This is a genomic window from Erythrobacter sp. SDW2, from assembly GCF_021431965.1.
In the GTDB taxonomy this organism is placed as follows: domain Bacteria; phylum Pseudomonadota; class Alphaproteobacteria; order Sphingomonadales; family Sphingomonadaceae; genus Parerythrobacter.
Genome location: NZ_CP090370.1, coordinates 248,339 through 262,326, shown reverse-complemented (window position 1 = coordinate 262,326; position 13,988 = coordinate 248,339). Strand labels below are relative to the sequence as shown.

General features: G+C 64.1%; 8 protein-coding genes. 4 read left to right on the top strand and 4 right to left on the bottom strand.

Going from position 1 to position 13,988, the window contains the following annotated elements; translation table 11 throughout:
• Positions 1-12: 12 nt before the first annotated feature.
• From LY632_RS01260 to LY632_RS01250, 3 genes are all read right to left on the bottom strand, one after another.
• Entirely contained in the window at positions 13-237 is a 225-nt protein-coding gene (locus tag LY632_RS01260; RefSeq protein WP_234092005.1) for a helix-turn-helix transcriptional regulator, read from the bottom strand.
• Positions 237-827 (bottom strand): DUF2975 domain-containing protein, encoded by a 591-nt coding sequence (locus LY632_RS01255; RefSeq protein WP_234092004.1) that lies wholly within the window; start codon positions 825-827, stop codon positions 237-239. Before LY632_RS01255 ends, LY632_RS01260 begins: the two co-directional genes overlap by 1 nt.
• A gap of 173 nt (positions 828-1,000) precedes the next feature.
• Positions 1,001-2,446 (bottom strand): carotenoid oxygenase family protein, encoded by a 1,446-nt coding sequence (locus tag LY632_RS01250; protein ID WP_234092003.1) that lies wholly within the window; start codon positions 2,444-2,446, stop codon positions 1,001-1,003.
• 48 nt (positions 2,447-2,494) lie between these two features.
• Here LY632_RS01250 and LY632_RS01245 point away from each other — a divergent pair, with 48 nt between their 5' ends.
• From LY632_RS01245 to rpoC, 4 genes are all read left to right on the top strand, one after another.
• Positions 2,495-3,115, top strand: coding sequence for a TetR/AcrR family transcriptional regulator (locus tag LY632_RS01245; RefSeq protein ID WP_234092002.1), 621 nt, complete (start codon positions 2,495-2,497; stop codon positions 3,113-3,115).
• 270 nt (positions 3,116-3,385) lie between these two features.
• Positions 3,386-7,567, top strand: coding sequence for a DNA-directed RNA polymerase subunit beta (gene rpoB, locus LY632_RS01240; RefSeq protein WP_234092001.1), 4,182 nt, complete (start codon positions 3,386-3,388; stop codon positions 7,565-7,567).
• A gap of 51 nt (positions 7,568-7,618) precedes the next feature.
• Positions 7,619-8,413: an FkbM family methyltransferase gene (locus tag LY632_RS01235; RefSeq protein WP_234092000.1), complete on the top strand. Its 795-nt coding sequence runs from the start codon at positions 7,619-7,621 to the stop codon at positions 8,411-8,413.
• Positions 8,414-8,484: 71 nt separating this feature from the next.
• Positions 8,485-12,783 (top strand): DNA-directed RNA polymerase subunit beta', encoded by a 4,299-nt coding sequence (gene rpoC, locus LY632_RS01230; protein WP_234091999.1) that lies wholly within the window; start codon positions 8,485-8,487, stop codon positions 12,781-12,783.
• Between the two features lie 74 nt (positions 12,784-12,857).
• On the opposite strand, the gene LY632_RS01225 is transcribed toward rpoC, so the two are convergent.
• Positions 12,858-13,988: a serine hydrolase gene (locus tag LY632_RS01225; protein ID WP_234091998.1), complete on the bottom strand. Its 1,131-nt coding sequence runs from the start codon at positions 13,986-13,988 to the stop codon at positions 12,858-12,860.

Below are 13,988 nucleotides of genomic sequence, written 5' to 3'. Positions count from 1 at the left end.
AAGCGAAAGCGGTCATTTCGGGGCATACCCCAGCAGATCGCCCGGCTGGCATTCCAGCTCGCGGCAGATCGCCTCAAGCGTGGAGAAGCGGATTGCCCTGGCCTTGCCGGTCTTGAGGATCGACAGATTGGCGAGTGTGAGGCCAACCCGCTCGGCCAGTTCGGTCAGCGTCATACGGCGGGCGTGGAGCAGATCGTCTAGCCTGACCACGATGTTGGTTCCTTCATCCGCCGGCATCACACAGTCCCTTCGAGGTCTTCGCGCATGGCCGCACCATGGCGGAACACGCGGGCGAGGATGAACAGGATCATCGCCAGGACGATCGTCGCCAGCGAGAGTCCATCGTCGCCATGATGCACATTGGCCCGCATCGGAGCAGCGTCCCACCAGATCAGCAAGGGTGCCAGCAGGATCTGGACCCCCTGGTAGGCAAGGGTCAGCCAGGCCATCGCGGACAGCCGATCGGCATTGGCTGGAGCGAACGGATCGCCGACCGCAACGCTGTCGACGATCCTGCGCAAGTGCCGAATTAAGAAGAAGCCTAACGTAGCCGCCACGGCGGCCAGAAAGAGCATCGCGGCGATGGTGGGGAAATGCTGCTCGACGAGCTGCAGGCCGGCTACTTCCTTCTTGGCATAGCTGAGCGGGATAAGGCAGAGGGCCACAATCGCCGCGAGGGCGCTGAGCCAGAGCATAATGGTGAGCATCCAACCGACGACAGCCAAGAGGGCATCGCGGCGCCCAGCCGCGGGGCGTGGCGTCAGTTCCATGGGAAGACGGGCCATGAAGCAGGCGCGGTAGAAAGCCGTTGCATTTCGAATCTCCATTCAGGTTGATATCGAAACTCAATATGCCGTGGCCATTATATCGTCAATCAATAATATTGAAAAACGGTAAGTCGTTTGTCGAGTAGGAGCAAACGGAAAGCCCGCCACCGGAAAACCGGGGCGGGCTCGAGGCAGGGTCTTGAGAGGGGTTGGCCCCTGAGGGAGGATGCTCGTCAGCTGGCGCTGGGGACCCAGTTGCCATGGAAGCCGGGCGGGATGCGGTGGGGGATATGGATCACCGCTTGCGGCGCGCCGGTGAAGTCGTTGGCCTTGAGAATCTGCAGCTCGGTCGTGTCCTTCGCCGCATCGATCACGAGGCCGATCAACCAGCCATCATCCTCCACTGCATCGGGCGAGCGGGGCACGAACACGAACTCGCCCGGATGCCGGTCCGCGCCCAGTTCGCGCACTTCGGTGGTGCCGGCTTCGAGATCGTGCTTGAACAGCTGCGTCCCGCCCATGTCGAGCCCTTCGCGCTCGGCCAGGCCGACGCAATAGGCATAGCGATAGGGCTGGCAGCTGCGCCGCTCGTCATAGCGCGGGAATTCCTGCGCCCGATTGTGCAGCACTGTCCGCTCGACATGCCGCGCCGCTGGATCGGCGACCCAGCGTTCGAACCGGATCCACTTGCCGCCGGGGCCGTGCGGCGAACTGTCATAGGTGCTCTCGTGCACCACCACATCGACCACGACCTTACCGTCGGCTGTCTCATAGGCATTGGCCGGGTGATAGACGTAACAAGGCTCGTCGATGGTGCACCAGATGGTGTCTTCGCCCTTGCCATTGCGCGGCAGCAGGCCGAGCCTTGTGCCGTGGGCCGGGTCCCAATGCAGCGGAAAGCTGTAGCCCGCCACCAGTCGCTTCATCGAGAACACGGCGGGCAGGTCGAACACCAGCACATAGTTCTCGGTGATCTGGCAATCGTGGATCGAGGGTCCGTCCTTCACCGGGATCGGTTCCTCGCGGACGACCTTGCCGTGGCTATCCACCACCGTGTGCCAGACCGTTTCGGGCTGCTGCACGTCATAGCAGATCGCGTGCATCTCGCCGGTCGCCGGGTCCAGATGCGGGTGGGCGGAGAAGCTGTTCTGCAGCGTGCCGTCGAACGGGTTGTGGGCGATGGTCTCCAGCGTATCGTCGAGCTCCACCGGATTGCCGCCCGCTTCGACAATCGCATAGGTCCGCCCATTGATGCCGACGATATTGGTGTTGGCATTGTCTGTCCGGGGCTTGCGGGTGCCGGGCTTGCGCGGCTCGCCCAGCGCGTCGCTGACCGCGTTGGAGCGGATCCAGCGGTTGCGGTACCATTCGGCCTTGCCATCCCTGATCCGCACGCCATGGGCCATGCCGTCGCCGACGAACCAGTGATAGCTGCCCGGATCGGGCGGGGTCACCGGGTTCGGCCCGATGCGCAGGTAGCGCCCGTCAAGCTGCGCCGGGATCTCGCCATCGACAGTGAGCTCGCTCAGCGTCACTTCCTCGGTCATCGGCGTGTGCAGTCCGGTCAGATAGGGGTGCCCGCCAGCTGGTTCACGCAGCCGCTTGCGGTTGAAATCGGCGACGGTGAGGACGCCCTTGGTGACGGCGGAACGGATGGTCTTCTCGATAACGCTGGCCATGGCCCTTGCTCCCTTGCAGCAACGAGTCGGAATGTTTATGATGTTAACATGACCGCTAATGATAACACTGTCAACATAAAATCCGACGAGGCCTACCACCACGGCGACCTGCGCGCGGCGGCGATTGCGCTGGGGCTTGAAAAACTGGCCTCGCAGGACGTGCCCGATCTGGGGTTGCGTGCCATCGCGCGGGAACTGGGGGTCAGCGCCACGGCGCTCTATCGGCATTTCGCCAACAAGGATGCCTTGCTCGATGCCTTGGCGAGGGAGGGCATTCGCCAGCTCGGCCAGTCGCAGCTGACGGCGGCCACGGCCGCAGGCGGGGGCTATGCCGCGTTCCAGGCAACCGGGGTCGCTTATGTCGAGTGGGCAGTGGCCAATCCGGCGCTGTTTGCCGTGACCTTCGCCTGCAAGCCGGGTCCCGACATGGCCGACGCCTCAAGCGACGACAACGAGGCGTTCCGGCAGCTTCAGGCCGGGATCTCCAGCGTGCTTCCGCAGCTCGAACCCGGCAGCGACCGGGCGAGCGCCGCGATCCATGCCTGGTCGCTGGTTCACGGGCTGGCCAACCTTATCCTTTCGGGGCAAGTCGCGAACGATCCGGCGCTGATCCGGTCGGTCGTCGGCCTGACCTTCGGCCTTGGCCGCAGTCCCGCCGACCGCGCTTGACCCCTTGCCCCTGCCTACCTATATGCGCCCCCGACCGCTCGCTTCGAGCAAGACCGATTCATGCGCGGGAATCGGTCAAGGAATGGAAGCAGCGGGCTCCATAATCGCGACGCTTTGAGTGTGCTGCAGCAGTGCCGCCGGGAATCGGTGCGCCCGAGCTGCGGCCTTTTCGCGTCCCGGTTAGGATCCCTCTCGCGTTCGACATGAGATTTTCCTGCCGGGCCGCCGTTTGCGCGTCCGGCGCAGCACGAGAAGAGGCGACACTCCTCCATGGCAAGCAAGGCGAAAACCCCGACGGCACTGACCAAGGCTTCGGGCACGGCGAAGCGGCGCATCCGCAAGATCTTCGGCGACATCCACGAAGTGGTGCAGATGCCGAACCTGATCGAGGTTCAGCGCGAAAGCTACGAACACTTCCTGCGTTCGGACAAGAGCACGGGCTATGTCTCGGGCCTCGAGAAGACGCTGCGCTCGGTGTTCCCGATCCGCGACTTTGCCGGCACAGCCGAACTCGACTTCGTGCACTACGAACTCGAAGATCCCAAGTACGACACCACCGAGTGTCGCCAGCGCGGCATCACCTATGCCGCCCCGATGAAAGTCACGCTGCGCCTGATCGTGTTCGAAGTCGATACCGAGACGGAAACCCGCTCGGTGCTCGATATCAAGGAGCAGGACGTCTACATGGGCGACATGCCGCTCATGACGGAGAACGGCACCTTCATCATCAACGGAACCGAGCGTGTCATCGTGTCGCAGATGCACCGTTCGCCGGGTGTGCTGTTCGACCATGACCGGGGCAAGACCCACAGCTCGGGCAAGCTGCTGTTTGCCGCCCGCGTCATCCCCTACCGCGGTTCGTGGCTCGATTTCGAATTCGACGCCAAGGACATCGTCAACGTCCGCATCGACCGCAAGCGCAAGCTGCCGGTCACCTCGCTGCTGTTCGCGCTCGGTCTCGATGCCGAAGATATCCTCGGGTACTTCTACAACACCGTCACCTGGGACCGTGCCAAGGACGGGTGGAAGATACCGTTCCACGCCGAAGCCTGGCGCAACGCCAAGCCGGCTTTCCCGCTGGTCGATGCCAAGACCGGCGAGGAAGTGTTCCCCGCCGGCCAGAAGATCTCGCCGCGTGCCGCCAACAAGGCGGCCAAGGATGGCCTCACCACCCTGCTGCTGCCGACCGAGGAAATCTTCGCGCGCTATGCCGCGAACGACATGATCGACGAGTCGACCGGTCGGATCTACATCGAAGCCGGTGACGAAGTCGGCCCGGACCACCTGGAGGCGCTCGACGCTGCCGGGTTCGACAAGATCGAGCTGCTCGACATCGACCACGTCGGCATCGGCCCGTGGATCCGCAACACGCTCAAGGCCGACAAGGCCGAGAACCGTGACGAAGGCCTCGAGGCGATCTACAAGGTCATGCGCCCGGGCGAACCGCCGACCAAGGAAACCGCCGAAGCCCTGTTCGAAGGCCTGTTCTTCGATGGCGAACGCTATGACCTTTCGGCCGTTGGCCGCGTCAAGCTCAACATGCGTCTCGACCTCGACGCCGAGGACACCGTTACCACGCTGCGCAAGGAAGACATCCTGGCGGTGGTGAAGGAACTCGTCGGCCTCAAGGACGGCAAGGGTGAAGTCGACGACATCGACAACCTCGGCAACCGCCGGGTCCGTTCGGTGGGCGAGCTGCTGGAAAACCAGTACCGCGTCGGCCTGCTGCGCATGGAACGTGCGGTCAAGGAACGCATGAGCTCGGTCGATGTGTCGACCGTGATGCCGAACGACCTCATCAACGCCAAGCCGGCCGTGGCCGCGGTGCGCGAGTTCTTCGGCTCCAGCCAGCTGTCGCAGTTCATGGACCAGACCAACCCGCTGTCCGAAGTCACCCACAAGCGCCGCGTCTCGGCGCTCGGGCCGGGCGGTCTCACCCGCGAGCGTGCCGGCTTCGAAGTCCGCGACGTTCACCCGACGCACTATGGCCGCATCTGCCCGATCGAAACGCCGGAAGGCCCGAACATCGGTCTGATCAACTCGCTCAGCACCTTTGCCCGCGTCAACAAATACGGCTTCATCGAAACGCCGTACCGCGTGGTCAAGGACGGCAAGGTCACCAGCGAAGTGATCTACCTTTCGGCCATGGAAGAGCAGAAGCACACCGTGGCGCAGGCTTCGGCCGAGCTCAACGATGACGGCTCGTTCGTCGAGGAACTGATCTCGGCACGCCAGAACGGCGACAACCTGATGGCGCCGCGCGAAACCATCACGCTGATGGACGTCTCGCCCAAGCAGCTCGTCTCGGTCGCCGCCTCGCTCATTCCGTTCCTCGAAAACGATGACGCCAACCGCGCGCTGATGGGCTCGAACATGCAGCGCCAGGCGGTGCCGCTGGTCAAGGCCGAGGCACCCTGGGTCGGCACCGGCATGGAAGAAACCGTCGCCCGCGATTCGGGTGCGGCGATCACCGCCACCCGCGGCGGCGTGGTCGACCAGGTCGACGCCAGCCGTATCGTTATCCGTGCGATCGGCGATGTCGAACCCGGCCAGTCGGGCGTCGACATCTACAGCCTGCAGAAGTTCCAGCGTTCGAACCAGTCGACCTGCATCAACCAGCGCCCGCTGGTGAAGGTCGGCGAAACGGTCGAGGCCGGTGACATCATCGCCGACGGCCCCTCGACCGATCTCGGTGAGCTGGCACTGGGCAAGAACAGCCTCGTCGCTTTCATGCCCTGGAACGGCTACAACTACGAAGACTCGATCCTGATCAGCGAACGCATCGTCAAGGACGACGTCTTCACCTCGATCCACATCGAGGAGTTCGAAGTCATGGCCCGCGACACCAAGCTCGGGCCGGAAGACATCACCCGCGACATCCCCAACGTCGGCGAGGAAGCGCTGCGCAACCTCGACGAAGCGGGGATCGTCTACATCGGTGCCGAAGTGCATCCGGGCGACATTCTGGTCGGCAAGATCACGCCCAAGGGCGAAAGCCCGATGACGCCGGAAGAAAAGCTGCTGCGCGCCATCTTCGGCGAAAAGGCCAGCGACGTGCGCGACACCTCGCTCCGCCTGCCGCCGGGCACCAGCGGCACCATCGTCGACGTGCGCATCTTCAACCGTCACGGGATCGAGGTCGACGACCGTACCCGTGCGATCCAGCAGGAAGAGATCGAACGTCTGCGCAAGGACAGCCAGGACGAACGCGCGATCCTCAACCGGGCGACCTACAACCGCCTGCGCGACATGCTGCTCGGCCAGACCGCTTCGGCGGCGCCGAAGGGCATCAAGAAGGGCACGGAAATTACCGAGGCCCTGCTGGAGGAAGTCGAGCGCCACGAATGGTTCAAGTTCGCGGTCGCCGACGACACCCGTCAGAGCCAGATCGAAGCGATCAAGGCCCAGTATGACGAGGCTGTGAAGGGCATCGACGAGAAGTTCGAGGACCGGAAGGAAAAGCTCGAACGCGGCGACGAACTCGCCCCGGGCGTGCTCAAGATGGTCAAGGTCTTCGTTGCCATCAAGCGCAAGCTGCAGCCGGGCGACAAGATGGCCGGCCGTCACGGCAACAAGGGTGTGATTTCGCGCATCCTGCCGGTCGAGGACATGCCGTTCCTCGAAGACGGGACCCCGGTCGATCTCGTGCTCAACCCGCTCGGCGTGCCTTCGCGCATGAACGTCGGGCAGATCTTCGAAACCCACCTGGGCTTCGCCGCCCGCGGTCTGGGCCAGCAGATCAAGGTGGCGCTCGACGAGTGGCGCGCAGCCAACCCCAATCCCGAAGCGGGCGCTCCGCCCGAAGCGGTCAAGGCCAAGCTGCAGGAAATCTACGGCGATCGCTATGCCGAGGATATCGCCTCGCGCGGGACGACCGAAATCGTCGAGCTCGCTTCGAACCTCACCGCCGGTGTTCCGATGGGCACCCCGGTGTTCGACGGCGCGCGTGAAAGCGACGTGACCGCGCAGCTGCAGGCTGCCGGGATCGACAGCGACGGCCAGTCGGTGCTCTATGACGGCCGCACCGGTGAGGCCTTCGACCGCAAGGTGACCGTGGGCATCATCTACATGCTCAAGCTGCACCACCTGGTCGACGACAAGATCCACGCCCGTTCGATCGGCCCCTACTCGCTCGTCACCCAGCAGCCGCTGGGCGGCAAGGCGCAGTTCGGTGGCCAGCGCTTCGGAGAAATGGAAGTCTGGGCACTGCAGGCCTACGGCGCGGCCTACACGCTGCAGGAAATGCTGACGGTGAAGTCCGACGACGTGGTCGGCCGCACCAAGGTCTACGAAGCGATCGTCAAAGGCGACGACACCTTCGAGGCCGGCATTCCCGAAAGCTTCAACGTGCTCGTCAAGGAAATGCGCAGCCTCGGCCTCAACGTCGAACTGTCGTCGCTCACCGACGGCACCGACGAGGACGGCGACGACATGCAGATTGCTGCCGAGTAACCAGGAGGATGTGATCTGCCTCGGCCTTCGGGACGGGGCAGGCACGGAGTGATGCGTATCAGCAGGACGATCCGAAATCTGGCCGGTTCACAGGGCTACGTTCTCCGGCGCGAGCCGGATGGCGCGGCCTTGCGTGCCGTGCTGGCCGGCCTGCATCCGGTGCAGACCGAGCATGCGCTGATCCGTCTGGGGGCAGCGCATGACGGCGGCTATCTGGTGCCCGACGATCTCGACGGCATCGCCGCGGTATTCTCGCCGGGTGTCGATACCACCGCCGAGTTCGAACGCGACTGTATCGCCCGCGGCATGAAAAGCTTCCAGGCCGATGGCTCGATTGCCTCTTCGCCGCTGGTCGATCCAGCCAACGACTTCGAAGCCAGATTCATCGGGATCGACAGCCATGGCGACACCATCACCCTGGGTGACTGGGTCTCAGCCAAGGCTCCCGGTTCGGACGATCTGCTGCTGCAGATGGATATCGAAGGGCACGAATGGCTCGCGCTGGCGCAGACCAGCGATGCTCTGCTCAAACGGTTTCGCGTGATCGTGCTGGAACTGCACCATCTCGATGCACTGGCGACCGATTTCGGCCGGCTGGTGATGGGCCCGGTGATCCGCCGCCTGGCGCGCCATTTCGATGTCGTCCACCTGCACGCCAACAACCTCGCGCAGCCGCTGCGCACCCGCGAGGGCGAGCTGCTCGAGCTGGTCGAGGTAACGCTGCTGCGCAAGGATCGCTCGACCAGGCGCGATCCGCTGGGGCAGCTGCCACACCCGCTCGATGCCGACAACCTGCCCGATCGACCGCCGATCGCCATCCCGCCGCTGATATCCGGAATGACCTGACCGCAACCGTCCGCCGCCCGAACACAGAATTGAGAAGCCGCCGCAAGGCGCACAGGAACCGAAGAAACGCCATGAACGAACTGACCAAATTCACCAACCAGCTCGCCAAGCCGGAAACCTTCGACCAGATCCAGATCGGCATCGCGTCGCCCGAGCGCATCCGCAGCTGGTCGTTCGGCGAAATCAAGAAGCCGGAAACGATCAACTACCGCACCTTCAAGCCCGAGCGTGACGGCCTGTTCTGCGCGCGTATCTTCGGTCCGGTGAAGGATTACGAATGCCTGTGCGGCAAGTACAAGCGCATGAAGTACAAGGGCGTCGTGTGCGAAAAGTGCGGCGTCGAAGTGACGGTGACCAAGGTCCGCCGCGAGCGCATGGGCCACATCGAACTGGCCGCGCCGGTGGCGCACATCTGGTTCCTGAAGTCGCTGCCGTCGCGCATCGGCCTGCTGCTCGACATGCAGCTCAAGCAGCTCGAGCGGGTGCTTTATTTCGAGAACTACATCGTCACCGAGCCGGGCCTGACCCCGCTGGAGAAGTTCCAGCTGCTGAGCGAGGATGAGCTCCTAGAAGCGCAGGACGAGTATGGCGAAGATGCCTTCACCGCCGGTATCGGCGCGGAAGCGGTCAAGATCATGCTGATGGATCTCGACCTCGAGCAGGAAAAGGAAGACCTGCTGGAAGAGCTCGCGACCACCAAGTCGAAGCTCAAGCCGGCCAAGATCATCAAGCGGCTCAAGGTCGTCGAAAGCTTCATCGAATCGGGCAACCGCCCCGAATGGATGATCCTCGACGTCGTGCCGGTCATCCCGCCCGAACTGCGCCCGCTGGTGCCGCTCGACGGTGGCCGCTTCGCCACGTCGGACCTCAACGACCTCTATCGCCGCGTCATCAACCGCAACAACCGCCTGAAGCGGCTGATCGAGCTGCGCGCGCCCGACATCATCGTCCGCAACGAAAAGCGCATGCTGCAGGAATCGGTCGATGCGCTGTTCGACAACGGCCGCCGCGGCCGCGTCATCACCGGCGCCAACAAGCGTCCGCTGAAGTCGCTCTCCGACATGCTCAAGGGCAAGCAGGGCCGCTTCCGCCAGAACCTGCTCGGCAAGCGCGTCGACTATTCGGGCCGTTCGGTCATCGTGACCGGTCCCGAACTCAAGCTGCACCAGTGCGGTCTGCCCAAGAAGATGGCGCTCGAGCTGTTCAAGCCGTTCATCTACGCCCGCCTCGACGCCAAGGGTCTCTCCATGACCCTCAAGCAGGCCAAGAAGTGGGTCGAGAAGGAGCGCAAGGAAGTCTGGGACATCCTCGATGAGGTGATCCGCGAGCATCCGGTGCTGCTCAACCGCGCGCCGACGCTGCACCGCCTGGGCATCCAGGCGTTCGAGCCGGTGCTGATCGAAGGCAAGGCGATCCAGCTGCACCCGCTGGTCTGCTCGGCCTTCAACGCCGACTTCGACGGCGACCAGATGGCCGTCCACGTGCCGCTTTCGCTGGAAGCCCAGCTCGAAGCGCGCGTGCTGATGATGTCGACCAACAACATCCTCTCGCCCGCCAACGGCAAGCCGATCATCGTGCCCTCGCAGGACATGGTGCTGGGTCTCTATTACCTGTCGATGGAACGGCAGGAGAAGACGCCCGAGTACATCGACGGCGAGAACGGCGAGAAGATCGAGAAGCTGCCGCGCTTCGCCGACATGGCCGAAGTGCACCAGGCGCTCGAGGTCAAGTCGGTCACGCTGCACACCCGCATCATCGCCCGCGTCCCGCAGGCCGACGAGCAGGGCAATGTGTCGATGGTCCGCTTCGTCACCACGCCGGGCCGCATGCTGATCGGCGAATGCCTGCCCAAGAACCACAAGGTTCCGTTCGACATCGTCAACCGCCTGCTGACCAAGAAGGACATCGGTGACGTGATCGACGAGGTCTATCGCCACACCGGCCAGAAGGACACGGTGCTGTTCGCCGACGCCATCATGGCGCTGGGCTTCCGCCACGCGTTCAAGGCCGGCATCAGCTTCGGCAAGGACGACATGATCATTCCGGACAGCAAGGACGGCATGATCGAGGAGACCAAGAAGCTGGTTGCCGATTACGAGCAGCAGTACCAGGACGGCCTCATCACCCAGCAGGAAAAGTACAACAAGGTGATCGACGCCTGGAGCCGTTGCGGCGACCAGGTGGCCGACGCGATGATGGCCGAGATCAAGTCGCAGAAGTTCGACGAGGACGGCAAGGAATCGCAGATCAACTCGATCTACATGATGAGCCACTCGGGTGCGCGCGGCAGCCCGGCGCAGATGAAGCAGCTCGCCGGTATGCGCGGCCTGATGGCCAAGCCGTCGGGCGAGATCATCGAGACCCCGATCATCTCGAACTTCAAGGAAGGCCTGACCGTCCTTGAATACTTCAACTCGACCCACGGCGCCCGCAAGGGCCTGGCCGATACCGCGCTCAAGACGGCGAACTCGGGTTACCTGACGCGCCGCCTGGTCGACGTGTCGCAGGACTGCGTGATCGTGGTCGACGACTGCGGCACCGAGAACGCGCTGGAAATGCGCGCCATCGTGCAGGGCGGTTCGGTGATCGCCTCGCTCGGCGAGCGTATCCTCGGCCGCACCACGGCAGAGGACCTCGTCAACGCCAAGACCGGCGAAGTGATCGTCAAGGCCGGCACGCTGCTGGACGAACCGATGGTCAAGGCCATCGAGGAAGCCGAAGTGCAGGTCGCCAAGATCCGCTCGCCGCTGGTCTGCGAGGCGGAACAGGGCGTTTGCGGCACCTGCTATGGCCGTGACCTTGCCCGCGGGACCCCGGTCAATATCGGCGAGGCTGTCGGCGTCATTGCCGCACAGTCGATCGGTGAGCCCGGCACCCAGCTGACGATGCGGACTTTCCACATCGGCGGCGCAGCGCAGCTCAACGAAACGAGCCACCTCGAGGCGATTTCGGACGGCACCGTGGTTTACCGCGACATGCCGACCATCACCGACAAGAAGGGCCGTATCCTCTCGCTCGCCCGCAACGGCGAACTGGCGGTGATCGACGCCGAAGGCCGCGAACGCGAAATCCACAAGGTGCCTTACGGTACCGTGCTGATGCACAAGGATGGCGGCAAGGTGAAGGAAGGCGAACGCCTGGCCGAGTGGGATCCGTTCTCGCTGCCGATCATCACCGAACAGTCGGGCGTGGTCCGCTACCAGGATCTCGCCGACGGCGTGACCATGGAAGAGATGGTCGACGATGCGACGGGTATTGCCCAGCGCGTCGTGACCGAGAACCGCGCCACCGGCCGCAAGAAGAAGGAAGACCTGCGTCCGCGGCTCACCCTTCTCAACGAAGCCGGCGACGAGACCGAGGCGGCACGCTACATGCTCGCCCCGGGCACGGCGCTGTCGGTCGAGGACGGCCAGCAGGTCGAAGCGGGTGACATCCTCGCCCGTGCATCGCGCGAAGCCGCCAAGACCCGCGACATCACCGGCGGTCTGCCGCGGGTCGCCGAGCTGTTTGAAGCCCGCGTGCCCAAGGACAATGCGATCATCGCCAAGATTTCCGGCAAGATCGAATTCGTCCGCGAGTACAAGGCCAAGCGCAAGATCGCGATCGTGCCCGAGGAAGGCGATCCGGTGGAATATCTGATCCCCAAGACCAAGGTGATCGACGTCCAGGAAGGCGACTTCGTCAAGAAGGGCGACACGCTGATCTCGGGCAGCCCCAACCCGCACGACATCCTCGATGTCCTCGGGGTCGAGGCTCTGGCCGAATATCTCGTGGCGGAAATCCAGGAAGTCTATCGCTTGCAGGGCGTGAAGATCAACGACAAGCACATCGAGGTGATCGTTCGCCAGATGCTGCAGAAGGTCGAGATCACCGACGGTGGCGATACCGTGCTGCTGCCGGGCGAACAGGTCGACCTCGATGAAATGAACGAAGCCAATGCCAAGCTGGCCAAGGGCAAGCAGCCCGCGACCGGCACCCCGGTGCTGCTCGGCATTACCAAGGCTTCGCTCCAGACCCGCTCGTTCATCTCGGCCGCCTCGTTCCAGGAAACCACCCGCGTGCTGACGCAGGCGGCGGTCGAAGGGAAGCGCGACAGCCTGATCGGCCTCAAGGAGAACGTGATCGTCGGCCGTCTCATCCCCGCCGGGACCGGCGCCGGCATGAACCGGATGCGCGTGACCGCCTCGGCCCGCGACGCCGCACTGCGCGCCGCGTGGAAGAAGCAACAGGACGCACTTGCCGCTTCGGGCGAAACCGAGAAGGAACCGGCACCGCAGGTGATGGACATGGACGCCATGGCCGCAGCCATGGGTGGCGATGTCGCCACCGAGGCTCCGGTCGAAGCCCCCGAGGCTGATGGCGAAGAGTAAGCCTGACACTCACTGACACGAGAAACCCCGCCGGAAGGATCGCTTCCGGCGGGGTTTTCTTTGCAAGCAAGGGCTTAGCTATAGGCCAACCGCTCCAGTGCCCCGAAGGCTTCGAGCGCACCGGGATCGCCGAAGGGGGCCATCTGCGAGACAAACACCCCGGCCACGCCTTCGCTCGGGTCGATCCAGTAGTAGCTGTTGAAGATCCCGGCCCAGGCAAGGCTCCCCGGCGAGCGGCCATTGGGGCCGCGCTCGGGATTGATCAGGAAGGCCAGGCTCCAGCCGGTGTGCTGGTCGGGGAAATTGTCGAACGGCGCGGCGAGTTCGGGCATGGCCGAGCCCATGTAGCCGGCGCGAATGTCGCCGATCTGGTTGCGGCTGAGTTCGGCGATGCTTGCCTCGCTCAGGATCCGATTGCCGTCGAGTTCGCCGCGCCGCAGGATCGCCTGCAGGAAGCGGGCATAATCTGGCGCGGTCGAGGTCAGCCCCCCGCCGCCGCTCTGATATTCGCCGCCGCCCAGGATCATCGGGGCAGCCTCGAACCCGCCGCCTTCCTTGCGCCGATGGACCGTGGCGGCGTGATCGGCCAGTTCGGGGCGGAAGCCGGTATCGGTCATGCCGAGCGGGGCAAAGATGTTCTCGGCAAAATAGTCTCCGAGCTGCTTCCCGCTCGCCGCCTCGATTGCGAGGCCCGTGTAGTCGGTGCTGACCGAATATTCCCATTTGTCGCCGGGATCGAACATCAGCGGCATCCGGAGGCTCGCCAGCGAACCCGGCTCTGGCATACCGACGTAAGCGAAATAGCGCAGGATTTCCGGATGGATGAAGAAATAGCCCAGCCCCGCGGTGTGGGTCAGCAGGTGCCGCAGAGTGACCGGGCGAGCGGCCGGGCGGAGCTGCGGCGCGCCGCTCTCGTCGAACCCTTCGAGCACCTGCGCATCGGCAAGATCGGGCAAGACGTCGCCGACCGGGCCATCGAGCGACAGCTTGCCCTGCTCAACCAGCTGCATCGCCGCGACCGAGACCAGCGCCTTGGTCATCGACGCGATCTGGCAAGGCGTGTCGAGCGCCATCGGCGTGCCGCGGATCGCATCGGCATGGCCGAAGGCGCGGGCATAGCGCGTGCCGTCGCGGTCCACGATGATGCAGGCGGCACCGGGTAGCGCCGCCTCTTCCACCACTCTCACGAATGCGCTGTCGTCCAT